Source organism: Bacillus sp. FSL M7-0558, assembly GCF_038003245.1.
In the GTDB taxonomy this organism is placed as follows: domain Bacteria; phylum Bacillota; class Bacilli; order Bacillales; family Bacillaceae; genus Bacillus; species Bacillus pumilus.
Map to the genome: position 1 here is coordinate 1,203,271 of NZ_JBBOOU010000001.1, position 21,455 is coordinate 1,224,725.

General features: G+C 38.7%; 24 protein-coding genes, 1 tRNA gene, 3 pseudogenes and 1 riboswitch. Of the genes and pseudogenes, 16 read left to right on the forward strand and 12 right to left on the reverse strand.

Features of this window, described 5'->3' with window-relative positions; translation table 11 throughout:
- Nucleotides 1-27: 27 nt before the first annotated feature.
- Nucleotides 28-423, reverse strand: coding sequence for a spore coat protein (locus tag MHB79_RS05855; protein ID WP_226805033.1), 396 nt, complete (start codon nucleotides 421-423; stop codon nucleotides 28-30).
- Between the two features lie 168 nt (nucleotides 424-591).
- Here MHB79_RS05855 and MHB79_RS05860 point away from each other — a divergent pair, with 168 nt between their 5' ends.
- The 5 genes from MHB79_RS05860 (at nucleotide 592) to MHB79_RS05880 (ending at nucleotide 2,067) form a co-directional block, all read left to right on the forward strand.
- Nucleotides 592-942 carry a DUF1360 domain-containing protein gene (locus MHB79_RS05860; protein ID WP_034620057.1) on the forward strand — a complete coding sequence of 117 codons (351 nt, stop codon included), beginning with the start codon at nucleotides 592-594 and terminating at the stop codon, nucleotides 940-942.
- A gap of 71 nt (nucleotides 943-1,013) precedes the next feature.
- On the forward strand, nucleotides 1,014-1,142 hold the full coding sequence (locus MHB79_RS05865; protein ID WP_003211271.1) for a hypothetical protein: 129 nt from the start codon (nucleotides 1,014-1,016) through the stop codon (nucleotides 1,140-1,142).
- Nucleotides 1,143-1,227: 85 nt separating this feature from the next.
- Entirely contained in the window at nucleotides 1,228-1,449 is a 222-nt protein-coding gene (locus MHB79_RS05870) for a hypothetical protein (RefSeq protein WP_003211789.1), read from the forward strand.
- 84 nt (nucleotides 1,450-1,533) lie between these two features.
- Nucleotides 1,534-1,671, forward strand: a complete 138-nt coding sequence (locus tag MHB79_RS05875; protein WP_003212017.1) for a YjcZ family sporulation protein — start codon at nucleotides 1,534-1,536, stop codon at nucleotides 1,669-1,671.
- Nucleotides 1,672-1,809: 138 nt separating this feature from the next.
- Nucleotides 1,810-2,067, forward strand: coding sequence for a stage VI sporulation protein F (locus MHB79_RS05880; RefSeq protein ID WP_003212292.1), 258 nt, complete (start codon nucleotides 1,810-1,812; stop codon nucleotides 2,065-2,067).
- 16 nt (nucleotides 2,068-2,083) lie between these two features.
- Here the strand turns inward: MHB79_RS05880 and MHB79_RS05885 are convergent, their stop codons facing one another.
- On the reverse strand, nucleotides 2,084-4,396 hold the full coding sequence (locus MHB79_RS05885; protein ID WP_340989285.1) for an ATP-dependent helicase: 2,313 nt from the start codon (nucleotides 4,394-4,396) through the stop codon (nucleotides 2,084-2,086).
- A 126-nt stretch (nucleotides 4,397-4,522) separates the two neighbouring features.
- On the opposite strand from MHB79_RS05885, the gene MHB79_RS05890 reads away from it, so the two are divergent.
- A complete protein-coding gene (locus MHB79_RS05890) occupies nucleotides 4,523-4,780 on the forward strand; it encodes a hypothetical protein (RefSeq protein WP_003210759.1) in 258 nt (85 codons plus the stop codon).
- 82 nt (nucleotides 4,781-4,862) lie between these two features.
- Here MHB79_RS05890 and MHB79_RS05895 read toward each other — a convergent pair whose 3' ends face one another.
- From MHB79_RS05895 to MHB79_RS05905, 3 genes are read right to left on the reverse strand one after another with little or no spacing between them, the layout of a single operon-like run.
- Nucleotides 4,863-5,297: a GNAT family N-acetyltransferase gene (locus tag MHB79_RS05895; RefSeq protein ID WP_340989286.1), complete on the reverse strand. Its 435-nt coding sequence runs from the start codon at nucleotides 5,295-5,297 to the stop codon at nucleotides 4,863-4,865.
- 6 nt (nucleotides 5,298-5,303) lie between these two features.
- Entirely contained in the window at nucleotides 5,304-5,819 is a 516-nt protein-coding gene (locus tag MHB79_RS05900; protein WP_003210845.1) for a YjcG family protein, read from the reverse strand.
- Nucleotides 5,820-5,871: 52 nt separating this feature from the next.
- Nucleotides 5,872-6,612, reverse strand: coding sequence for an alpha/beta hydrolase (locus MHB79_RS05905; protein WP_003211044.1), 741 nt, complete (start codon nucleotides 6,610-6,612; stop codon nucleotides 5,872-5,874).
- Nucleotides 6,613-6,833: 221 nt separating this feature from the next.
- Nucleotides 6,834-6,955, forward strand: a riboswitch (SAM riboswitch).
- A gap of 79 nt (nucleotides 6,956-7,034) precedes the next feature.
- Here MHB79_RS05905 and MHB79_RS05910 point away from each other — a divergent pair.
- The 3 genes from MHB79_RS05910 to MHB79_RS05920 all read left to right on the forward strand — a co-directional run bounded on the left by MHB79_RS05910 (nucleotide 7,035) and on the right by MHB79_RS05920 (nucleotide 9,529).
- Complete coding sequence (locus MHB79_RS05910) at nucleotides 7,035-8,153, forward strand: methionine biosynthesis PLP-dependent protein (protein ID WP_034619989.1); 1,119 nt, start codon at nucleotides 7,035-7,037, stop codon at nucleotides 8,151-8,153.
- Nucleotides 8,150-9,328, forward strand: coding sequence for a cystathionine beta-lyase (gene metC, locus MHB79_RS05915; RefSeq protein ID WP_268493124.1), 1,179 nt, complete (start codon nucleotides 8,150-8,152; stop codon nucleotides 9,326-9,328). Before MHB79_RS05910 ends, metC begins: the two co-directional genes overlap by 4 nt.
- A gap of 128 nt (nucleotides 9,329-9,456) precedes the next feature.
- Nucleotides 9,457-9,529, forward strand: a tRNA-Val gene (locus MHB79_RS05920).
- 573 nt (nucleotides 9,530-10,102) lie between these two features.
- Here MHB79_RS05920 and MHB79_RS05925 read toward each other — a convergent pair.
- The 3 genes from MHB79_RS05925 to MHB79_RS05935 all read right to left on the reverse strand — a co-directional run bounded on the left by MHB79_RS05925 (nucleotide 10,103) and on the right by MHB79_RS05935 (nucleotide 13,640).
- A complete protein-coding gene (locus MHB79_RS05925) occupies nucleotides 10,103-10,447 on the reverse strand; it encodes a hypothetical protein (protein WP_155114457.1) in 345 nt (114 codons plus the stop codon).
- A gap of 33 nt (nucleotides 10,448-10,480) precedes the next feature.
- Entirely contained in the window at nucleotides 10,481-11,545 is a 1,065-nt protein-coding gene (locus tag MHB79_RS05930; protein ID WP_340989289.1) for a collagen-like protein, read from the reverse strand.
- A gap of 1,108 nt (nucleotides 11,546-12,653) precedes the next feature.
- On the reverse strand, nucleotides 12,654-13,640 hold the full coding sequence (locus tag MHB79_RS05935; RefSeq protein ID WP_340989291.1) for a YhdH/YhfP family quinone oxidoreductase: 987 nt from the start codon (nucleotides 13,638-13,640) through the stop codon (nucleotides 12,654-12,656).
- Nucleotides 13,641-13,752: 112 nt separating this feature from the next.
- Here MHB79_RS05935 and MHB79_RS05940 point away from each other — a divergent pair, with 112 nt between their 5' ends.
- Nucleotides 13,753-14,172, forward strand: coding sequence for a MarR family winged helix-turn-helix transcriptional regulator (locus tag MHB79_RS05940; protein ID WP_003212015.1), 420 nt, complete (start codon nucleotides 13,753-13,755; stop codon nucleotides 14,170-14,172).
- A gap of 164 nt (nucleotides 14,173-14,336) precedes the next feature.
- Nucleotides 14,337-14,498: pseudogene (locus MHB79_RS05945) on the forward strand (porphobilinogen synthase); the annotation flags it as partial.
- A 205-nt stretch (nucleotides 14,499-14,703) separates the two neighbouring features.
- On the opposite strand, the gene MHB79_RS05950 reads toward MHB79_RS05945, so the two are convergent.
- Together MHB79_RS05950 and MHB79_RS05955 are read right to left on the reverse strand one after the other, a co-directional pair.
- Nucleotides 14,704-15,648, reverse strand: a complete 945-nt coding sequence (locus tag MHB79_RS05950; protein WP_003211522.1) for an acetyl-CoA carboxylase carboxyltransferase subunit alpha — start codon at nucleotides 15,646-15,648, stop codon at nucleotides 14,704-14,706.
- A 32-nt stretch (nucleotides 15,649-15,680) separates the two neighbouring features.
- Nucleotides 15,681-16,127 carry a MarR family winged helix-turn-helix transcriptional regulator gene (locus tag MHB79_RS05955; protein ID WP_226805037.1) on the reverse strand — a complete coding sequence of 149 codons (447 nt, stop codon included), beginning with the start codon at nucleotides 16,125-16,127 and terminating at the stop codon, nucleotides 15,681-15,683.
- A gap of 347 nt (nucleotides 16,128-16,474) precedes the next feature.
- Between MHB79_RS05955 and MHB79_RS05960 the strand changes: the two genes are divergently transcribed.
- A complete protein-coding gene (locus MHB79_RS05960; RefSeq protein WP_165840222.1) occupies nucleotides 16,475-16,648 on the forward strand; it encodes a hypothetical protein in 174 nt (57 codons plus the stop codon).
- Between the two features lie 361 nt (nucleotides 16,649-17,009).
- On the opposite strand, the gene MHB79_RS05965 is transcribed toward MHB79_RS05960, so the two are convergent.
- Nucleotides 17,010-17,630: a LysE family translocator gene (locus MHB79_RS05965; protein ID WP_106032362.1), complete on the reverse strand. Its 621-nt coding sequence runs from the start codon at nucleotides 17,628-17,630 to the stop codon at nucleotides 17,010-17,012.
- A 212-nt stretch (nucleotides 17,631-17,842) separates the two neighbouring features.
- Between MHB79_RS05965 and MHB79_RS05970 the strand changes: the two genes are divergently transcribed.
- Nucleotides 17,843-18,004 carry a hypothetical protein gene (locus MHB79_RS05970; protein WP_165840223.1) on the forward strand — a complete coding sequence of 54 codons (162 nt, stop codon included), beginning with the start codon at nucleotides 17,843-17,845 and terminating at the stop codon, nucleotides 18,002-18,004.
- Nucleotides 18,005-18,188: 184 nt separating this feature from the next.
- Here MHB79_RS05970 and MHB79_RS05975 read toward each other — a convergent pair.
- Nucleotides 18,189-18,608 (reverse strand): annotated as a pseudogene (locus MHB79_RS05975) (stress protein).
- Nucleotides 18,609-18,813: 205 nt separating this feature from the next.
- Between MHB79_RS05975 and MHB79_RS05980 the strand changes: the two are divergent.
- The 3 genes and pseudogenes from MHB79_RS05980 to MHB79_RS05990 all read left to right on the forward strand — a co-directional run bounded on the left by MHB79_RS05980 (nucleotide 18,814) and on the right by MHB79_RS05990 (nucleotide 21,427).
- Nucleotides 18,814-19,627 (forward strand): annotated as a pseudogene (locus tag MHB79_RS05980) (sialate O-acetylesterase).
- A gap of 126 nt (nucleotides 19,628-19,753) precedes the next feature.
- Nucleotides 19,754-20,416: a type A chloramphenicol O-acetyltransferase gene (gene catA, locus MHB79_RS05985; protein ID WP_111912340.1), complete on the forward strand. Its 663-nt coding sequence runs from the start codon at nucleotides 19,754-19,756 to the stop codon at nucleotides 20,414-20,416.
- A gap of 519 nt (nucleotides 20,417-20,935) precedes the next feature.
- Nucleotides 20,936-21,427 carry a hypothetical protein gene (locus MHB79_RS05990; protein WP_340989296.1) on the forward strand — a complete coding sequence of 164 codons (492 nt, stop codon included), beginning with the start codon at nucleotides 20,936-20,938 and terminating at the stop codon, nucleotides 21,425-21,427.
- Nucleotides 21,428-21,455: the final 28 nt, after the last annotated feature.

Below are 21,455 nucleotides of genomic sequence, written 5' to 3' on the forward strand. Positions count from 1 at the left end.
CATACATGATGTTAGAAAAAGAAAGGGTCAAAGAATGCCGGCTTCAACTAAGAGTACATTCAATGTTTGAGTGAGAATTTGGACGGAGTTCATAATGGATGCATCAGTTAATGTAATCGTGATGTTATGGCAATTGATGATTTGAATCACAGTTTTCTTTTGGACTGTCACTTGTTGTGTGGCTAAAATCTGATCTGTGATATCTGCAGCCAATTCATCGTCTGGTACAAGAAGCTGGATTAAAAGAGTAATGATTGTCGTTACGGTCGCTTGAAGGGAGAGTGCGGCTGTTACATCTGTTTTATGAATTGTGACATTTTCGGAATCTTTGATCTCAATGAAATCATCATAATTGCTGATTAATTCGTTTAACAGTTGTGTGTATAATAAATCAGCACTTTCTTCAATAGACAATACTTTCACTCCTTTCTTATCTATACATTATTTAATGCAGCAGAGGCTCAAGGTGGAATCGGAAAGTGTGAAAAAGTACAACCCAATTTTATTTCTGCTCGATTCATCATGGCGGTCTTTCTTTTTGCATATATAAAGAAAGGACGCAAAAAAGAAGAAAGAAGGAGGTGGAGGCTCCTGAGCGGTGCTTTGTCATTTGTCGTGTTTGCCCTCGCATCCTTTAGACTGACGAGGCTCATTGTGTTTGATACCATTACTGCTCCTTTCCGCCGTTTATTTCATGAAGAACAAGAAGAGGTCAATGAACAAGGTGAAGTAGAGACATATATCATCATTAAAGGTAAAGGGCTGCGGTCTTGGGTAGGAGAGCTGTTAAGCTGTTATTGGTGTACTGGCATGTGGTGCACTGCTGCTTTACTTCTGATATACATATTATTTCCTGTCATTAGCATGTGGCTTAATTTACTATTAGCGATTGCCGCAGCAGCAGGCATTATTGAAGCGATCGTCTCAAAGCTGGTGAAATAAACAGGCATTCTGATCAGACACGCTTTTAAAAAATGCATATACTATCATGGAATAGGAAAGGAAGGGTTGCGATGAAACCAACTGAAACGCCGTCACATACGCTTCAAGGTTATCCAGCGCAGTCAAATCAACAATCTGTTTATACGAAGAAAATTAAAAAAGCAGGCTGCGGCTGTGGAAACAAAAAGAAACCTCAATAAAGGAAAAACAAAAGCCGGATTTATCCGGTTTTTTTGTTGCCCTTTTTTTGAGTGATGCATATGTAAGAGAGAAGGGGTGACCAGAATGGATGCATTCGAACAATTAATCGGTTCCTTGTTCACTAACCCCCATGATGGGAAAGAGCAAGCGCATGAAAAGGTTGAAATGGATCTAACGGATAAAGCGAAGGATCTTGAGGAGCATTTAAAAGCATTTGGCGTGAAAATGGATGCTTTTGCGAAAGAAACAGAAGCATTCATGATACGTCATGGAGAGGCAGATTACGTCTTTAAACAGCAGAAATAAAAATTCCGCACTTTTTTATGTGATCGTCCAAACCATTTGTTGTATTTTTCATATTTTGTAAGGGAGAAGAGGAGGTGCTTATATATGAGTTGTTACGGTTACGGTGGCGGTTCTTGCGGCGGCTACGGCGGAGGTTATGGCGGCGGATATGGATCAACATTTGTTCTTGTCGTTGTGCTTTTCATCCTTCTAATCATCGTTGGTGCTTCTTTCTTTAACTAAACAGTAAGAAGGTGAGGGAAGCAATAGGGGAGCCTTTTGCTTTCCTTTCTCTTTGGGCAAACAAGGCTTTAGGATAGGCACATATCTCGCCTATTTTCATATAGTAAGGTGATTACTCCACAAAGAGGAGGCAAATGAATGGATAATAAATTCTTTAAAAGCGTTGAAAATAAAACGGGTGTGAATATGAACGATGTTTTTAAGCTTGCAGGTTCTTTGCAAAATGCCAACTTTAAAGATGAAGCAACGGTTCGAGGCGTCATTAAAAAAGTAGCGCAGCTTGCGAATAAACGTGTACCGAAAGAAATGGAAGACAAAATCGTTCAATCGATTACAAGTGGAAAAGAAAAGCTTGATTTCAATACCATCGCTAAAATGATGAACAACAAAAAATAAACAACAGGCTCTCCGCTTAGAGGGGGGCCTGTTGTTTTTCTGCGAATAATTCTCGGTTTTTCTTTAGAAGGGGATACAAAAAGCGCGAGCGATGAGCGGTTTTTCCTCGTCTAAATGATGGAACCGATAGATAAAGAGATTGTTCAGCTCTTGTCATAGCCACGTATAATAAACGGCGCTCTTCTTCCAAGGCTTCTTCTTCACCGTTTCTGAGTTCATCGAGTGAGAAATCATGAGGCAGTGCTCCGTCGACAACGCAAGTGATGTACACCGTTTGGAATTCCAGTCCCTTTGCACGGTGAATCGTCATGAGCTGAACACCTGGTTCGTCTGTTTTTTCCTTTTCGGCAGACTTCATATGTTCGGCGTGTGCGAGAAAGGCTTCAATCGTTTCAAAGCGTTTGGCGGCGGTTTTTACATCTCGTACATCATCAGCCCCTTTTTCAAGTACATTCGTATCATTCACTCGTTTTTTTAAGTAATCACCAAGTCCCATCTTTTGTTCAATAAACGCCACAGCGTCAGACGGCTTTAAATTTCGTAACGTGCGGAACAGAGGAACAATGGATTGCAGCTTTTTCTGTTGAAACGGCTGAATATCTGTTAGTTTTCCGAGTGCGTCGACCATTGAACAATCTTCCGTGATGGTCAGTGCCTTCATTGTGTTTAAGGTCTGCTGCTTTAAAAAGAAAACCGGAAGCAGCTGTTTCATAGCAGCCACATCATCAGCATCCTGACTTAAAGAGAGAAAGGCGAGAAGAACCCGAACAATTCGTCTGCTGTAGAAGGCTTTGACACCAGATTCCGTCTCATACGGAATCGCGGATTGATGCAGACGCTCATAAATCGCGCGGCCTCCCGTATTGGTGCGAAAGAGCACGCAGATATCACTAGGCTTTGCGCCGTTTTTGATTTTCTCCTGAATGTCTGCCACGATCATGGTCGCTTCCTCTTCCTCGTCATATGGATAAAAGAGCGTAGGCGGGATTGTCTCCGAACGGACGGCTTTTAACGTTTTCTCATAACGATGCTGATTTTTCTTAATAATGGCATCCGCACTTGCGACAATTGTATGATGCGACCGGTAATTGGCATGTAAGTGGACAATCTGAGCCGAAGGGTAGTCCCGTTTGAATTCAAGAATGAAAGCAGGGTTACTGCCCCTAAACGCATAAATGGCTTGATCATCATCACCGACACAAAATAGCTGCTCAGTTTCTCCAGCTAATAGCTGAATCAATTGATATTGAACTGGATTTATATCCTGAAATTCATCCACCAAAATATACTTGAACCGTTCTTGATATCGTTTCAGTAGTTCAGGCTGTTCTGTCAGCATGTGCAAGCAGGCAATGGCCATGTCATCAAAGTCAAATTGCTGATTGTCTCGTTTTTGCTGTTCATAAGATTGATAGATCGTCCACATGTGTTTTTCTTTTTCATCCTTCAAATCAGGAAGCTCGCCTGGTAAAAAAGCATTTTTCCAAAAGCCGATCGATTGCAGGACTTGATCGGTAGGGTAGTTTTTTTCATCTAGTCCTTCATTCATGATGGCTTTCCGAATGTACTGTTCCTTCTGCCAATCAAACTTGATCAGGTGCTGGCCGTTCCATTTGTTTGCGTCATCGTGAAGCAGCATTTTATAAAAAAGACTGTGGAAAGTGCCTGTCACCACTTGGCTTGCTTGTGATGGGTGAAGCTGATATTGCTTGCGCAGTCTTTCTTTCATTTCACTGCTGGCTTTTGTGGTGAAAGTCACGAGTAAGATATGGTGAGCAGGAATATGATGATGTGACATGAGATAAGCCGCTCTTGCTGTCAGGACTCTTGTTTTCCCGCTGCCAGCGCCAGCCAGCACCAGCATTGGACCGTCTTTATGTGTGACAGCTTGAAGCTGCGGTGTGCTAAAGGTGATATGCGGAAAGAGATCGATGGTATGTGCTTGTTCATTCTCTTCTAAATGTAACGCATCACTAAATTGAATCGACCTTGGTTCCTGCCAGTCATATGATTCATTCGTTTGCGAGATGATTTGTTTACCTGTTGGAAAACGGAAGCCCCCAAGTTCTTTATAGGTAGCACTTTCCTCTTGCTCTGCATTTTTTTTCTGATCTTCTTGTTCTTCTGCTTGTTCACACATCTCTTGCTGCGTCATATGTTTATGAATAAAGGCAGGTTCTTCATGTATATTTAATCTAAAAAAGACTGGTTGTCCGCAATATGGGCAGAATAAGTGCCCTTTTTTTCCCTCGTCATGGAGGAATTGATAATGTTCTCTCGAATACGTATGTAATGAGATCGTTCGATCATGTCGTCGTGCGCATTTCAAAGCTAGTCCTCCAATAGTTAATCAATCTTAAAAAGAAACACATCTAATCATATCAAATGAGACGTGTTTCAAACAGTATTAATTAGGGAATAGTAGAGTAGAAGAGAAGCAAAGGAGGCGTTCTTGATGGGATATATAGCCCCGATTCAGCCGGATCTGTATTTTCAATATATCAATCGTCCTGCTCCTCAGGATAAAGAAGACTACGCGAAAGTAACTAAGGTTACTCGCACTTTTCATGACAAGATATACAGAGAGCTGGAGAAAAAAGAGGACTTAGTGACAGAAGCGGAAACGAAAGTACAACAAAAAAAGCGGGAACGCTTTGTACGAGATATGTTTATGGAGGAAGGTAAAGGCGTTCATATTAATACGTATATATAAATGATTGCGCTTTCTTCCATTGACGAACGATGATAAAGAAAGAAAAGCCAGGGCATCTTGAATGCTCTGGCTTTTCTTTTGGTCAAACAGACAGTGTTTTTGTCATTTTGACATGTGTGATCCCCGCTTCTTCAAACGGTTCAGATACGGCTTTGTAGCCTTTTTTTTCGTAGAAAGGAAGAGCTTGGACTTGTGCGTGCATAACTGCTTCCTTCGCTCCATTCGCAATGGCTTCTGTTTCCAGCGCTTCTAATAGTTTGTGGCCAAGGCCGAAAGCGCGCGCCTCTTTTAACACACAAATTCGTTCTAGCTTTGCCTTTGGCCCTTCAATGATCCGTAATCTAGCGGCTGCCTGAGGCTTCATGTCATCGTTATAAATGACAAAATGAATGGCCTCGTCTTCTAGTTCATCTATTTCAATCTCTATTGGGACTTCTTGTTCTTTGACGAATACTTCTTTTCGAACGTAATATGCATCTTCTCGTTGTGTTTGTGCTGTTGCGATGACTGTTTTCAAGTGTACTTAACCCTCTTCTCCTAAAATAAATGTTTCATAGACGGTCCAAGATCCGTTCTCTAATTGATATAAAAGGTGGAAGCGATCCACTGTTTCTTCATGGTCAATCTTTCTCAGCTTTAATGTGCCAAGTACGTCTGAATGCTCATCATCTGATAGTTTTTGAGCCACTGTTACATGCGGAACAAAGGCATATTCAGGTGTACCTTCAAGTGGATCTGCGTACAATCTTTCATTGAGCGCCATGATTTCCTCGTTCGGTTCTACTTTCATATAAATGACGTTGTTTACAGGAGCGAATGAACTGAATTTTTTAATACGTAACGTAATAGGAGAAACATTTTTTGCATACTCTCTTAACGTTGAGACGACCTCAGCCGCTTCTAGATCCGTTAATTCAAAAGGTGTTCTAAGTGTTAAATGAGGCGGTATGAGTGCATAGTTCGGATCATAACGCTTCCGGTAAGAGTTCGCAATATCTTGCAATTTTTTTGATGGAAATATAACAACTCCGTATTTCATCTTGTTCCCTCCTGATTAAGAAAGTATTTATTATTGTTTATTATAACAAAATTCAGTTGATTAACGAATATGGGAGCATTCTTTTTAACGAAGGCGCAATGAGCGGCTGCCAAAACGTCCATTTATGATCCCCTTCGAATGTCTCAAATAAATAATCCGCACCTGACTGTTCAAGAAGTGCCTTTAAATCGTCGTTTGGCTGAATAAAATCAAGCACTTGGCCATCTGTCGTTTTCACAGCCGTTTCTTCCAGTCCAATTTGATGGATAATTGCATAATGAGAAAGGGCTGTCGACTGTTTAACAGCTTCTAAGACTGACTCATCAACGTAAGGTGACTGCAAAATGAGTCCGCCAAATAAAGAAGGATAATCAATCGCTGTCATAAGAGAAATTGTAGCACCTAGTGAATCACCAATAAACGTGCGACCTGAGCCAATTTGATAGGTTGGATAATGCGTATCAATATAAGGGACAAGTTCATTTGCTAAAAAGCGTTTATACGCTTCAAATTTTGTGCCGTCTGGATGATACGTATTCCGTCTTTCCGTGACATTTTCATAAGGAACACCAATGATAATGGAGCGTTCCATTTCTTTGTTTTGCATCAATTCTTCTGCCTGTCTGCCTATTTTGCCTAAGCGGAAATAATCATGACCATCCTGGGCAATGATGACATGATATGTATAAAGGGGGGAATAATTGACTGGCAAATAGATCAAAAGGGTCACATCCGCCCCAAGTTCTTTTGAATGTAATGTTTCTTCTTGAATAATGCCTGTTTTCTTCACCATAATCCATTCCTCCAGCTAACCGATTTCATCACAAAGTGAAACGTTTCCATTCATTGTAACATGAAAAATAGCGTTGTTCCTATATGCTAACATGCAATCAATTCAGTTAACACCGAATCTGTTATAAAATACAGAAAATTTCAATTAATTGTTCAGATTCCTCTTGAAAAATGAGATTTAATGCGTTACAGTATTAGGAATTAGAACAGACAGACAACACATTCTTATCGTGAGAGGTGGAGGGACTGGCCCTTTGAAACCTCAGCAACCGGTATGCATCACTTCATGTGATGTACCAAGGTGCTAAATCCAGCAAGCAGCTTTTTTGCTTGGAAGATAAGAGGAAGCGATTAAAACCCCTTCTTCTTATGAAGAAGGGGTTTTCTGTTTTGAAATCAGATTTTTACTTAGGATGGTGTCAAATGACAGAACATGTGGAAACGACATTAGCGCAAATTGGAAACCGCAGCGAAGAGGCGACTGGTACGGTCAGTCCCCCCGTTTATCTTTCAACAGCCTACAGACATAGAGGCATAGGGGAATCAACCGGATTTGATTACATTCGTACGAAAAACCCAACAAGACAGCTTGTAGAGGATGCGATTGCTTCACTCGAAAAAGGGACGGCCGGATTTGCCTTCAGTTCGGGAATGGCTGCGATCCAAACGATCATGGCGCTATTTGAAAGCGGTGATGAACTCATCGTCTCATCAGACCTATATGGCGGTACATACCGTTTGTTTGAAAACGAATGGAAAAAGTACGGCTTACGTTTTCTTTACGATGATTTTTCAGATGAAGACTGTTTACGCTCTAAAATCACGCCAAACACAAAAGCAGTCTTTATTGAAACGCCGACAAATCCACTTATGCAGGAAGCGGATATTCAAAAAATAGCGAAGATTGCAAAAGAACATGGCGCTTTGGTCATTGTCGATAACACCTTTTACACACCCGTTTTGCAAAAGCCGATTACGCTTGGAGCGGACATTGTCATCCATAGTGCAACCAAATATTTAGGTGGACACAATGACGTTCTTGCCGGGCTTGTGGTGACAAAAGGAGAGAAGCTCTCTGAAGACATGTTCCAGCATCAAAACGCAATTGGCGCCGTTTTATCTCCATTTGACTCATGGCTGTTAATGAGAGGGATGAAAACACTGGCTCTTAGAATGCGCCAGCACGAGGCAAATGCGAAGGAGCTAGCTGAGTTTCTAAAGAAACAGCCAGAAATTCAAGATGTCCTTTACCCAGGCAAGGGAGGAATGCTGTCATTCCGTGTAGCCGAAGAGGACTGGGTCAATCCATTTTTAAAGCAGCTGAAAACGATATGTTTTGCTGAAAGTCTTGGCGGAATCGAAAGCTTCATTACGTATCCTGCGACGCAAACGCACATGGATATTCCTGAGGAAATTCGCATTGCAAACGGTGTGTGTAACAAACTGCTCCGTTTCTCCGTTGGTATTGAGCACGTAGATGACCTGAAGGCAGACCTAAAGCAGGCACTATCACAAGTAAAAGAGGAGGTACATGCCAAATGACCACACATGATTGGACATTCGAAACCCAACTCGTTCATAATGCATTCAAAACAGACCGTTCAACAGGTGCAGTCAGTGTGCCGATTCAGCATGCGTCCACCTTTCATCAAAGCAGCTTTGATGATTTCGGTCAATATGATTACTCAAGGTCGGGGACTCCTACACGTCAAGCATTAGAGGATACGATTGCGGCGCTAGAAGGAGGAACTCGAGGGCTTGCTTTTGCATCAGGCATGGCAGCCATCTCAACCGCTTTTCTTCTATTATCAAAAGGAGATCACGTCCTTGTCACAAGAGATGTGTACGGTGGTACATTTCGGATGATCACCCAAGTTCTTTCGCGATTTGGCATTGAGCATACCTTTGTGGACATGACGGATTTGACTGAAATCAAAAGAGGCATTCAATCGAATACAAAAGTCATTTACATGGAAACGCCGTCAAACCCGACTCTAGGGATTACGGATATTGGGGGAGTCGTCCAGCTTGCCAAAGAACATGACTGTCTGACATTTTTAGATAATACATTTTTAACACCCGCTCTTCAGCGTCCGCTCGATCTTGGTGTTGACGTTGTCCTGCACAGCGCAACGAAATTTTTGAGCGGTCATAGTGATGTACTGTCAGGGTTAGCTGTAGTGAAAGACGAGAAACTGGGTGAGGAGCTTTATTCGCTGCAAAACTCCTTCGGTGCGGTCCTTGGCGTGCAGGATTGCTGGCTCGTATTAAGAGGGTTAAAAACCCTTCAGGTCAGATTAGAAAAAGCAAGCCAAACGGCATTTGAACTCGCTTCATTCCTGAAAGAACATCCAGCGGTGAAAAAAGTATACTATCCAGGCTTAGATGACCACCCTGGGGCAGACATTCAGCGAAAGCAAGCGAGCGGAGCTGGAGCAGTTCTCTCATTTGAACTAGAAAACCAAGCGGCAGTCAAAGAATTGGTGGATGCCGTCACATTACCTGTATTCGCCGTCAGCCTCGGTGCCGTCGAATCCATTCTGTCATACCCAGCCAAAATGTCACATGCCGCTATGCCAAAAGAAGAAAGAGAAAAAAGAGGGATTACAGATGGGCTGCTTCGATTAAGTGTGGGAGTCGAAAACGGAGAAGACCTCAAACGCGACTTCAAACAAGCACTCGATCAACTAAAGCCTGTCCTTGTCAACCAATCATAAGGAAAGAAAAAAGCCGGCATGGCCGCCGGCTTTTTGACCTTTTTTGAACAAAACCATTGACGACTTAAAATTATGGTTATATAATAGAGACTGTCAGTAACAGAAAGCCCAGAACTGATACATAACCCGATTCCGTAGCTCAGCTGGGAGAGCGCTACCTTGACAGGGTAGAGGTCGCTGGTTCGAGCCCAGTCGGAATCATCGTTGAAACTCTTGCGTAGCAAGGGTTTTTTTGTTTTTTTTGACAACGAATATTCGTTCTGTTTCTTTTGATTGGGGACGAATGAGGGCCGAACTTTATCCACCAGATTGTTTCTCAGTATTTTTAGGATCAGAACGATTTAAGTGTTCTGCGTTGTTAAATTCTAATTTATATGTAGCATGACCATAAATATCTCATGTTGTTTTAGCACTAGCATATCCCGCTCTTTTCTGAATAGCATTAATGCTCTCACCAGCCTCAAGAAGCAATAAATGGGCTTTAAATTACGTCAGATTGAACGAGCATTGAAGAACAGTCTTGATGAACTTGATTACAATATAATCGAGAAAAAGTATCTCACGTCATGCCTGGTTAAAGATTTAGAGGTATGCCAAGAATTGGGGTTAAAGAAGGATTGATACTATAAATTAAAAAAGCAAGCTACATTTAATCTTTCCACAGCCCTTGGAATCATTTAGTTACTTGAAGAATAAAGGATCTAAGAAAGTAGGGGTCAATGTAAAATTAACCCCTCTTTTTGTAAGAATTTAGCGTTCTTTTTATGAGTCTCTTTAAGGGTTGATGGTGATGGACTTAGTTACAGGTGATTTATTAGAAATTACAGTTGCTGTGATTTTAACTTCTTTTGTTGATTTCTTTAATAAATTTAATTCTGATGAAAAACCTCCATCTTTATCAGTAGTAGATATTTGAGGTTCTAAAATACTTTCAGATGAACTTGATAAATTTACATTAACATGTTGTAAAGGAAGTGTATTGCATGATACTTTTCCTTTAACTTGAAAACACAAATCTTCCTTTTGGATAATTTCTAAAGTGATTTCAGGGCAGCTTGTTTTAACAATGAAATCTCCTTCTTTATAAACTCTTCTTCCGCATCCGCAGTTCCTAGCCATATTTACTCACATGCCTTTGCCAACTCTTTAATATTAGAAGTTTTGAACACACGTATCGCATGGGCCACCTGCATTTTTAAAGACAACATTGTCGACTAGGGCCTGACTACCTTCAGACGGATCACCAATATTTTGAAAAGTAATACATGCGGTAGTCGCTCCTGGTGGTGCACAAACTGTTAATGAATAATTTTGAAAGACACTTTGAGGTTGGTTAGATACCGCTATAATATGCGGAATACCCTCTGTAAATATTGGGTTAGTTGTCACTGTTCCTTCAGCAGTACCCGTATTAGTGATTAATGGTGGGCATGTTTGTGGTGGGAAGGAAACCGATGCAACTAATACACCTTGTGCTCGCACATCACCTGCAAACGTAAGAGTAAAGCAGCAGCCTTCTGAAACAGGAACAATTTGGTTGATAAAGCCAGGAGTTGCTACTGTCCCAACTGGTGGGTTAGGGTCTAAACCTAGAATACTAACCGATTGTATGGTCGGTGTTGTGGGACTTCCGACAAAACGACCACTATGAGCATCTGGGAAATCAACTACAGTAGCAGTAGCAGATGTCCATGATGCTGGTGGTTCCCCAGTATCTGATAAATCAAACCCAGGGTTAGTTAAAAGATTTGTACATGGACAGCAGGCTTCTCCGGTAGGACCAGTAGCTCCAGTAGCCCCCGTAGCGCCGGTAGGACCAGTAGCTCCAGTAGCCCCCGTAGCGCCGGTAGGACCAGTAGCTCCAGTAGCACCAGAAGGACCGGTGGCGCCAGTAGCACCTGAAGGACCGGTAGGACCTGTGGCGCCAGTAGCACCAGAAGGGCCAGTAGGACCGGTAGCGCCAGTAGCACCAGAAGGGCCAGTAGGACCTGTGGCGCCAGTAGCACCAGAAGGGCCAGTAGGACCTGTGGCGCCAGTAGCACCAGAAGGGCCAGTAGGACCTGTGGCGCCAGTAGCACCAGGGGGGCCAGTAGGACCAGTAGCACCTCGTCTACCTGGTTTTCCTGCTGGTCCACGCCTTCCAGGAACACCAACTGTCTTTATACAACAACAAACATCTAACCATTCTCCACAACGACAACATCGCCTATTGCTCATTTGAACTCACTCCTAAAAAAAATGTAATCAACACATCATATTAAATGAGGAGAATTATGTAAGGGCCGTTGCGGAAATGAAAAAAATTTAAATTTATACAAGGGAAAAACGATAAAATGGGGGATAAAAAGGGGACCTTTTTTCCTAAGTGGATCATCGTATGATAGAGACAAGCAAAACGAACGTGAATATTTTGTCCAGAAGGAAGAACCTGCCGGCGCTGATCATTGAGCATTTTAAGTGCCTTGATTGGTGTTCGCTTTTTTTATTGGGAGACGCGCTTTTCCCTTATCAATGGCGTATCTGGATACGGAACAAAGGTGATGAGGAATTTGGCCATAAGAGAGGGACATTCTGAGCTGGATAGCAGTTGGTCTGCGGCAGACGTATCAAGGACAGTTTTTCATTTTATGATGATGAACTGTACTTGGCATCCTCTCGGAGAGTAATCATCATTGCAAAATCTATTTAAGCGAATAGCGTAAGGTGGTGCTTATTCGGCAAGGAGAGTATGAACATGAAGATCAGAGATTCTTTATCCGTAGAATCATCGTTGAAACCCTTGCGTAACAAGGGTTTTTTGTTTTTAGGATAACGAATATTTGTTCTATTTCTTTTGATTGGGGACGAACTTTATCCGCCAGATTGTTCCTCAGTATTTTTAGGATCAAAACGATTAAAGTGTTCTGCAGTGTTAAATTCTAATTTGTTTGTAACATGACTATAAATATTTGAGGTTGTTTTAGCACTAGCATGTCCCGCTCTTTTTTGAATAGTATTCATGCTCTCATCACGAGTCGATATAAGGAGCGTGACCATTTTTGTATGGTTTAAATCATGGAATAGAATGTTTTTTAATGTTTGTTTTTTAGACCATTGAGCTACAATGGACAAAAAATTGTAAATGCGATCAAACGATTTCAGTTGATACATGGGCTAGTTGTAGATAGCATTTACGGGTCGGAAAATCGCTTTCGAAAAGCATTAAATAGGAACTTTTATGGTGAATACACATACATATGTACCCCCACCTGTTTGGGATGGGGTATCTGCATCAATACATTCAATATTTGTCTGGTGTAATTTAAATAAATAAAGTTCGTTTATCTTAATATTTAATAATGGTTCTTCCTAAATGTTGACCATTTTTAATGGCTTCAATTTTTTCAGGTAATGTATCGAGAGTAATCTCATTGACTAGGGTCGTTTGGGAGATATTCCATTCGTTTGCTATCTCGTTCCAAATGACTTTGCGTTTATTGATTGGTACATTTACAGAATCGATTCCTAGAAGGTTGATCCCTCTTAAAATAAAAGGTAACACAGTTGTTGTTAATTTAATTCCGCCTGCATTCCCGCACATGCTCATGCTTCCACCATAAGAAATTTGAGGAATGATCACAGAAGCCACATCTCCTCCTACAGTATCTAAGACGAAGTCAAATTTTTGCTTGTTTAATGGTTTTTTTAGCTCTCCTAACTCGTTTGCAAAAATGACATCAGTTGCTCCTAAAGATTTTGCTATATCAACTTGATTATCTTTACGCACTAAAGCAAAAATATGTTTGTACCGAATTTTAGATAATAATTGTATAGCAATGCTACCAACTCCACCAGTTGACCCCGTAACGAGTATATTAGGTTGATTTTTCGTACTCATACCATTTTCCTGTAAAGCCATAATAGAAAGAGCTGCGGTAAAGCCTGCTGTTCCAAAAATCATTGCTTCTTTTAAAGTTAAGTTATTTGGCAAAGGAACAATCCAATCTGCAGGTACTCTAGCATATTCAGAAAAACCTCCAGTATGGCTCATACCCATAGCGAAACCTGTTACAATAACTTGCTGACCCTCTACGAAACGATTGTCTGTTGTATGAACGATCGTTCCACTTAAATCGATTCCAGGAATCATTGGATAGTGACGAATAACACCTCCATTTTTTTGAACAGCCAGCATATCTTTATAATTGATTGAAGAATATGCTAGTTTAATCAATACTTCTCCTTCAGATAAATCATTAACACTTACATTTTGAAGATCATAACTAACTTGATCATTTTTTTCTGTAACTAGAATCGCTTTAAATGAATCCATTGTTTATCTTCCTCTCTGAAAATATATTACGACAAAACATTTCTGGTGCAAAAGTATTTCAATTAAAAAACTACCATGATATTATAGGTAAAGTCAATGTGGGGGAGATAAAATGGAATTATCAGAGTGCATAAATTTTTTACTAAGTGTTAGTCAAAATAAAGTGTTTAAGTACTTTAGTAAGCTTTTAGAGGAATGTGATTTGACACCCGCTCAATATGGTGTGTTGAACTGTTTGTGGAGAGAGGGCCAGCTATCTCCTAAACAAATTGGAGAACTTGTGTATTTAGAAGCCTCAACAATTTCTGGAATTTTAGATAAAATGCAAAAAGCTGACTTAATTGAACGCACAATAGATCCAAACAATCGAAGAAATATTTTAGTAGAGGCTACTCAAAAATCTTTAGTCATTAGAGATCAAGTTGAAGCAGCAACAATTGAGCTGAACAAGACAGCGCTTCAAAACTTGTCAAATGATGATAAGGTTGTACTAAAGAAAGCATTAAGTACAATTATAAATAATTTTCAATGATGTATTTTTATAAATAAGTTTCATAACTATCACAAGGCTCTTTTACAGGAGCTTTTTTTTTCGGTGCTTTGTACATCGCTGGATGTGATAATAAATATAAGATATAGGTGTTTTATGGAAATTAGGTAAGGGATGGACAAAATTCTTTCTTCAGTGGAGAATATTCAATGTTGATGGCAGCTATTCAGAATGGTTGGCTTGATGCAAATGTTGTAATTGAAGAATCATTAATGTCGTTCAAACGCGCCGGATGCGATGGCATCTTGACTTATTTTGCCTTAGATATGGCTCGGCGACTGAGAGATGGAGAATCTCAAAACATATAGGCAAAATGAAAACAGACCCTGCATGGTCTGTTTTTTTATGAGGACGATTTGAAGACCTTCAGAAAAAGTATAGATGAAAAAAATCCCTTTTTGTACCGATCACACATCTTTTAATAGTATCAGCAAATCCAGCTTAAGTTACTTACAAAATATTTAGAATTTTTTGCGAGAATCCTCCTAAATGTAATACGGACTTTAAATATTTTCATTTATAATTCTCTATTTGTCTATACTTTTCATATCGCTGTTGTATAAGCTCTTCCGAGGATAATGGTCTCAATTTTTTTAGAGATGATTCGATCACAGATTCAATCATTTTTGCCTGTGATTTTATATCATTTTGTGCTCCACCTTTAATTTCAGCAATGATTTCATCAATAATTCCTAAATGTTTTAAATCTTTTGCTGAAATTTTCATATGTTCAGCAGCTTCTGGAGCATACTTAGCATCCTTCCATAGGATAGATGCTGCTCCTTCTGGCGAAATTACCGAGTACCATGAATACTCTAACATATGGATATGGTTACCGACACTAATGCCAAGAGCTCCACCACTTGATGCCTCTCCAATTACAATACAAACAATTGGGACCTTAAGCGTAGCCATTTCCAAAAGATTTCGAGCTATCGCTTCAGAAATTCCACGTTCTTCAGATCCTTTCCCTGGATAGGCGCCTATTGTATCAATAAATGTAATAATAGGGCGATTAAATTTATCAGCTTGTTTCATAAGTCTTAACGCTTTTCTATATCCTTCTGGATGTGACATTCCAAAATTTCTTTCTATATTTTCCTTTGTACTTCTACCTCTTTGATGACCAATAACCGTAACGGGCATCTCTTTAAATTTTGCAATACCACCTATCATTGCTTTATCATCACCATATAATCGATCACCATGAAGTTCGAAAAAGTTTGTAAACAATAAAGGTATATAATCCAATGTCGTGGGCCGGTTACGTAGCCTTGCAATTTGAACTCGTTGAAAAGGTGTAAGATTAGAATAAATTTCATCTTGCATTTTATTTAAACGTTTTTCTAATAAATGAATTTCTGACGATAAATCTACATTATTTTCTTTCATCATTTTCTTTAATTCATCAAATTTCTCTTTTAGTTCAATGATAGGACGTTCAAAATCCAAACTCATTTTATCCTCCAAAGGTTATGATTTACCTCACTCTAATCAAAAGACTTAGAAATAGAATCAATAAATAATTCAAAACCATCCACAACTATTTTTTGTTCTGATTCTGATAAATTATTGAGGATACGTTGATAAAATGTAAGGGATTGTTCTCTTAAGCGATTAACAGTAATGTGACCTTTTTCTGTGAGGTGCAGAAAAAGTTCTCTTCTATTTTTTTCATTTACTTCACGATAAACAAGCCCCGTTTTTACTAACTTATCTACCAATCTACTTACAGTTGAAGTATCTAATCTAAGTTTATTGGATAGTTGCCAAACAGTTAATCTTTCCACCTCTAGTTCCTCTAACGCCATCATTTGAGAAGTTGGTAGAGGTTTTTCAAATGGTCCATTTGGCAAATTTTGAGATTCAAAAACTCCAGTTATAATAATCATTTTCTTAATATCTGTTCTTAGTTTTAAGGCATCATCTCTTTTCAAAAAGGTCACCCTCCTACAATTCGTGCATCATACATCAATTGTATTATACATCAATATGATTATTTCACAAGCTTAACATAAGCCAATATGACAACATGGACGAGATATTTCTTCTTGTTAAAATGGTTTAAGTGGGTTGTTTTCTACAAATGGCAGAACATCAATTATGTATCAGGGGCCTTTATGGGGTAACGCTCATCGCAATCAAGCTAAGAAAATAAAACTACCCCAAAAACGAAAATCTAAATTCTTAAGTTGATGGGCATGTGAGGAAGCCCCTAACAAGCTTTATTAAAATCTTAGAAGCGATTTAGGTTAATAATATAAATGAGGAGTAGCTTGCCGAGGTGTTTCAGTATTTAGCGCAGAAACAGCTATTCGCTTATGCTGAAGCATGCTATATAGTATTTGCAGATGAGTATGGGAAACGAGGTCGATTTGAAGAAGCTACGGCTGCTTATCAAAAGGTATTAGAAACACAACTCAAAATTCAGAGAGGGGATTGTTTGTATGACTCTTAAGAAGGGTTTACGATGATTGTTCTTACGGTGATTGCAGCTGATCGAAACACAACTTCTCAAAACGTATAGGCAAAATTAAAACAGACCCTCCATGGTCTGGTTTTTTATGGGGACGGATTGGGGACCAACCCTTTCAGTTTTGTTCAGGAACACACATTTTCTATCAGAAAGGCCCATCATAGAGCCTTGTTAAATCAGTCTTTTTCAGAGAACATCTGTTTGTTTTGGATGAGATCATTCACCTTGACAGGGGAGAGGTCGCTGGTTCGAGCCCAGTCGGAATCATCGTTGAAACCCTTGCCTAGCAAGGGTTTTTTGTTTTTTATGTTTTAAATGGTGTAACTCTACTAGTAGTCAAAATTTAATGCTTTGGATTTGTAAATAATAGTTTTACACCAAAACCTACTAAAACTAGACCTGTTAATTTGTCAATGGTCATTTGCACTTTTGTTGATAATAGGAATTTTCTGATGTAGCCAAGCAGAAATACGATCGTCGTAAACCACAATATAGATAATAGAGCATAAATAGAGCCCATAATGACAAATTGAAGACTAGTATTGAACTTTGGTGTAACAAATTGTGGTAAAAACGTTAAAAAGAATATAGCAACCTTTGGGTTTAGAGTATTTGAAATTAAACCTTGTTTAAAAGCAGATTGTTTTGGTACTTCAACTTCATGAAAGAGTGTATCGTCTTTCTTTTTCTTATGGATGAAAGAAGACACCCCTAGATATATAAGATAAATGGCCCCTAAATACTTGATAATTTCAAACGCTAAGGCAGATTTCATTAAAATTAAAGAAAGTCCAAATGCTGCCGCAAGTGTATGAATGAGAGCTCCAGATGTAAGACCTAATGCCATCTTCATTCCATCAGATTTTCCTGTTCCGATGGTTCTTTTAGTAATTAACGCAAAATCAACCCCAGGAGAAGCAACGACAAATAAGGTAAGAAGAAGGAAAGTCACAAAATCATTCATCTCCTCACATCCTTTCAAAAGTGATAATACATATTAACGCAGAAACATTTTCATTGCAACATGAAAGTGACTTCATAAGCAAAAGTATTGAAAAAATAAATGAAGTAAAACCCCTGGCATTTGTAGGATGAGGTTTTTTTGTGTTTTGATAGGAAAAAGTTGGTTATGGAGATAGGTAAAACGTGATATGATTGTAAAAAGGAGGTAATATGATGACATTTAAAAAAGCATTCAATATAGGTTATTTTGTTTTGCTTTTATCTTTTATTGTCGTATATTTCTTGCTTCCAGTCGATCAAATATTTACTGCAATCATCATTCTAACCGTATTATTTGGAGTATATCAATTTGTGATTTTCAAAAAACTAAAATAGAAAAACAGCAATAGTAAAATCCCTACATTAGTTTCTTTAATAGTCAGATATACAATCATCACCTGAGAATATACACTGACGAATCTTTGATCCATAATTTTCAAAAGAGCAACTCCTATTCAGAAGCTGTCAGCAGCCAGTATGATGACATTGGTTTACCCCCTTTTAAAAAAGAAATAAGAAATTATTTTATTTCCTCATCCATCACTTTCTTATATTTTTCAAACTCAGAATCCTTCATTTCTCCGTTCATTTGTAACAGGAAGTTCCCTTTTGAATAGGTGTGAGAGAAGAACATAGATCCAGCATTACCCAACTCATTGTAATAAGACTTAGCCTGATCTAAATCAGTTTCATTTCCAAATTTAAAAATCCTCCCACCAGCATTTTCGCCTAAAGAAGGAATGAGAATCCTTTTTCCTTCTTCTCTTATATTTCCAAACTCTTTTTATTTAAGATCAGTTGGTTTTTCTGCTTCAAGCCCAGCACTTTTGAAAGCTTCAATGATGTTGTCTGTGGTGAGCTGTTTTTTAGTAGATGCTGCACTGCTACAAGCTGTTAACAATAATAAACAAGTAAAAAATAAGACGAAATATTTCTTCATAGTAGATCCTCCTGATTTATAGAAGCATAAGGATCTTACAATAAGTAATTCCTTTTTACTATCCTTTCGACAAAAATAGACAAATATTAAAATGAAAAGGAAATTGCAAGAGGCTGTTGAAATTTGAGAAAAAAGAGGAAGGATAAAATGATAACGTTCAAGTGAATACACATTGGATAAAATATTTAGTCGAGAGGAGAAAGATATGAAGTCACTTTTACTAATTGGACAATCAAATATGGCGGGGCGCGGCTTCAAACATGAAGTGCCTCCGATTTATCATGAAAGAATCATGATGCTGCGAAATGGTAGATGGCAAATGATGACTGAACCCATTCATTATGATAGGCCGGTAGCTGGCGTAGGACTAGCTGCTTCCTTTGCGGAGGCTTGGTGTAAGGATCATGAAGGAGAGAAGATTGACCTTATTCCATGTGCAGAGGGTTGTAGTTCTATTGATGAGTGGTCGCTGGATGGATCATTATTTCGTCATGCAATAAGTGAAGCTAAATTTGCGAAGGAAAGTAGCGAATTGGTAGGGATATTATGGCATCAAGGAGAAAGTGACAGCCAAGATGGGAAATACAATGAATACTATGAAAAAATACTAAGATTATTTAATGGACTAAGAACTGAATTATCTGTACCTAACATTCCGCTTGTGATAGTAGGTTTGGGCGATTTCTTGGGAAAGAGAGCATTTGGCGCAGGATGTGTGGAATATCAACTGATGAATGAGGAACTACAAAAATATGCACATCATCATGAAAATTGTTATTATGTTACTGCGAAAGGCCTTGCATCTAACCCAGACGGAATTCACATCAATGCGATGTCTCAGAGAATATTTGGTATAAGATATTATGAAGCATTTCGAAAAAAAGAACATATACATGAACCATTGCCAAATGAACATGAGTTAGTGAATGAATACCTCAACGGAGAATACATATATAGCACTAGAAAAATTCACGTTGGGCAAGATAACTTACGAAGAGTTGCTGCAGGCTTTAACGTAGGCAAAGCTCATGGTAGACTTTGAATGGACAGAAACATGACATATCTCTTGAAAGGATGATTGTGGTGGTGAAAACAGATAAAGTCTCCTCCTGAATACAGTAAATCACATTCAGGAGGAGATAAAAATGTTTAAACAAATAGACGAAAATTATCCGCGAAAAGAGCACTTTCACCATTATATGACGTTAACCCGATGCTCATATAGCTTGGTGATCAATCTAGACATCACGAAATTGCATGCAATATTAAAAGAAAAAAAGCTAAAAGTATATCCTGTGCAAATTTATTTGTTAGCAAGAGCTGTGCAAAAAATTCCTGAGTTTCGGATGGATCAAGTAAACGATGAACTTGGTTACTGGAAGATTCTCCATCCTAGTTATACGATTCTAAATAAAGAAACAAAGACATTTTCAAGTATTTGGACGCCTTATGACGAAAACTTTGCTCAGTTTTATAAAAGCTGTGTAGCCGACATTGAAACATTTAGCAAAAGCAGCAAGCTGTTTCCGAAATCTCCTATGCCAGAAAACATGTTCAATATTTCAAGTCTACCGTGGATTGATTTTACTTCTTTTAACCTTAATGTATCTACAGACGAAACTTATTTACTGCCAATATTTACGTTAGGTCAATTTAAGACGAAAGAAGAAAAAATCATCCTGCCCGTCGCCATACAAGTACATCATGCTGTTTGTGATGGCTATCACGTCGGTCAATATGTGGAATATTTGAGGTGGCTTATTGAACATTGTGACGAGTGGTTAAATGATTCAATGCAAATTACCTGAAGACAAAAGGTATGCTCATGGGAATCTAGAAGATGAAGGCAGACTGAAATGAGTCTGCCTTTTTGTTTTGTGATGAATGTACAAGTACTTGTGCTAAAGGTTATTGGTGTGCAAAATAGCAATCAAGTTATGTTTCTCGGAAGTTCTTTATTGCGGTTTTTTTGCGGTGCTTTATAAATCCCTTTATGTGATAATAAATGTAATATAAGGTAATTTAATGGAAGTGAGTAGGAGGTGTGGGGAATTCTAGTTTAAACTGTCTTAAAGAGTATGCCTGTAAACTTGATTGTTACGATTCTGAGTGTTTGTTATATATGTTTTTTATCAAATATTATAGGTGATGAACTACGGAATTAAGAATAATCTTTCCTTTCAGTAAGAAGGGTGGGGTAGACTCTAAATAAAGAATAACAGTTATTTGTCAAATATACAAAACTTAATACTCGCTGAAACTTCATACCGTTATATTGTACTATCAGTATATATTTTACTAAAAATTGACTAAAGGTGGTTTAAATTATGAAAAAAAGCAATACATTATTACTTTCTTCAATACTTTTAGCTGGAACGATATTCCCAGCAACTGTTTCAGCAACAAATGTTGATAAAAATAAAAATGAATGGATAACGATTGCAGAGGATTCTGCAAGGGATTCTGTATCGCATTCAATTAACAAAAAATCGGCTAAATCTGACTATGTTACTAATTGGAAACTAAGAAAAACTGGTGGAGCGATTGGTGAGATATTTCAATGTAAATACAGCATGTTAACTACAGCGAAGTCAAAGGGGAAAATTGATTATATTGAAGCGAAATCTCGACTATATGGAGGAGATGGAGGACTTTCTAAAAGCAAAACCGATTCTGCAAAGAAATCTAATTATGCTGGAGCAAATGCTGCCGGTGGTGTAAGTGGGGGTTGGGGATGTAAAGGTAAAGCGATAGGAAACTCATTATATAAAGATAGTGGTTATAAAACTGTTAGTCGCCAAAAGACTTTTAAAATATAATATTAGTGATGAGACATAGAACAATTTT

Coding starts and splice junctions, on each gene's coding strand:
- MHB79_RS05865 (WP_003211271.1), top strand. CDS start 1,014: ATGAAACCAACTGAAACGCCGTCACATACGCTTCAAGGTTATCCAGCG.
- MHB79_RS05870 (WP_003211789.1), top strand. CDS start 1,228: ATGGATGCATTCGAACAATTAATCGGTTCCTTGTTCACTAACCCCCAT.
- MHB79_RS05875 (WP_003212017.1), top strand. CDS start 1,534: ATGAGTTGTTACGGTTACGGTGGCGGTTCTTGCGGCGGCTACGGCGGA.
- MHB79_RS05880 (WP_003212292.1), top strand. CDS start 1,810: ATGGATAATAAATTCTTTAAAAGCGTTGAAAATAAAACGGGTGTGAAT.
- MHB79_RS05890 (WP_003210759.1), top strand. CDS start 4,523: ATGGGATATATAGCCCCGATTCAGCCGGATCTGTATTTTCAATATATC.
- MHB79_RS05900 (WP_003210845.1), bottom strand. CDS start 5,819: ATGAAATACGGAGTTGTTATATTTCCATCAAAAAAATTGCAAGATATT.
- MHB79_RS05905 (WP_003211044.1), bottom strand. CDS start 6,612: ATGGTGAAGAAAACAGGCATTATTCAAGAAGAAACATTACATTCAAAA.
- MHB79_RS05910 (WP_034619989.1), top strand. CDS start 7,035: ATGACAGAACATGTGGAAACGACATTAGCGCAAATTGGAAACCGCAGC.
- metC (WP_268493124.1), top strand. CDS start 8,150: ATGACCACACATGATTGGACATTCGAAACCCAACTCGTTCATAATGCA.
- MHB79_RS05925 (WP_155114457.1), bottom strand. CDS start 10,447: ATGGCTAGGAACTGCGGATGCGGAAGAAGAGTTTATAAAGAAGGAGAT.
- MHB79_RS05930 (WP_340989289.1), bottom strand. CDS start 11,545: ATGAGCAATAGGCGATGTTGTCGTTGTGGAGAATGGTTAGATGTTTGT.
- MHB79_RS05935 (WP_340989291.1), bottom strand. CDS start 13,640: ATGGATTCATTTAAAGCGATTCTAGTTACAGAAAAAAATGATCAAGTT.
- MHB79_RS05940 (WP_003212015.1), top strand. CDS start 13,753: ATGGAATTATCAGAGTGCATAAATTTTTTACTAAGTGTTAGTCAAAAT.
- MHB79_RS05950 (WP_003211522.1), bottom strand. CDS start 15,648: ATGAGTTTGGATTTTGAACGTCCTATCATTGAACTAAAAGAGAAATTT.
- MHB79_RS05965 (WP_106032362.1), bottom strand. CDS start 17,630: ATGAATGATTTTGTGACTTTCCTTCTTCTTACCTTATTTGTCGTTGCT.
- MHB79_RS05970 (WP_165840223.1), top strand. CDS start 17,843: ATGACATTTAAAAAAGCATTCAATATAGGTTATTTTGTTTTGCTTTTA.
- catA (WP_111912340.1), top strand. CDS start 19,754: ATGTTTAAACAAATAGACGAAAATTATCCGCGAAAAGAGCACTTTCAC.
- MHB79_RS05990 (WP_340989296.1), top strand. CDS start 20,936: ATGAAAAAAAGCAATACATTATTACTTTCTTCAATACTTTTAGCTGGA.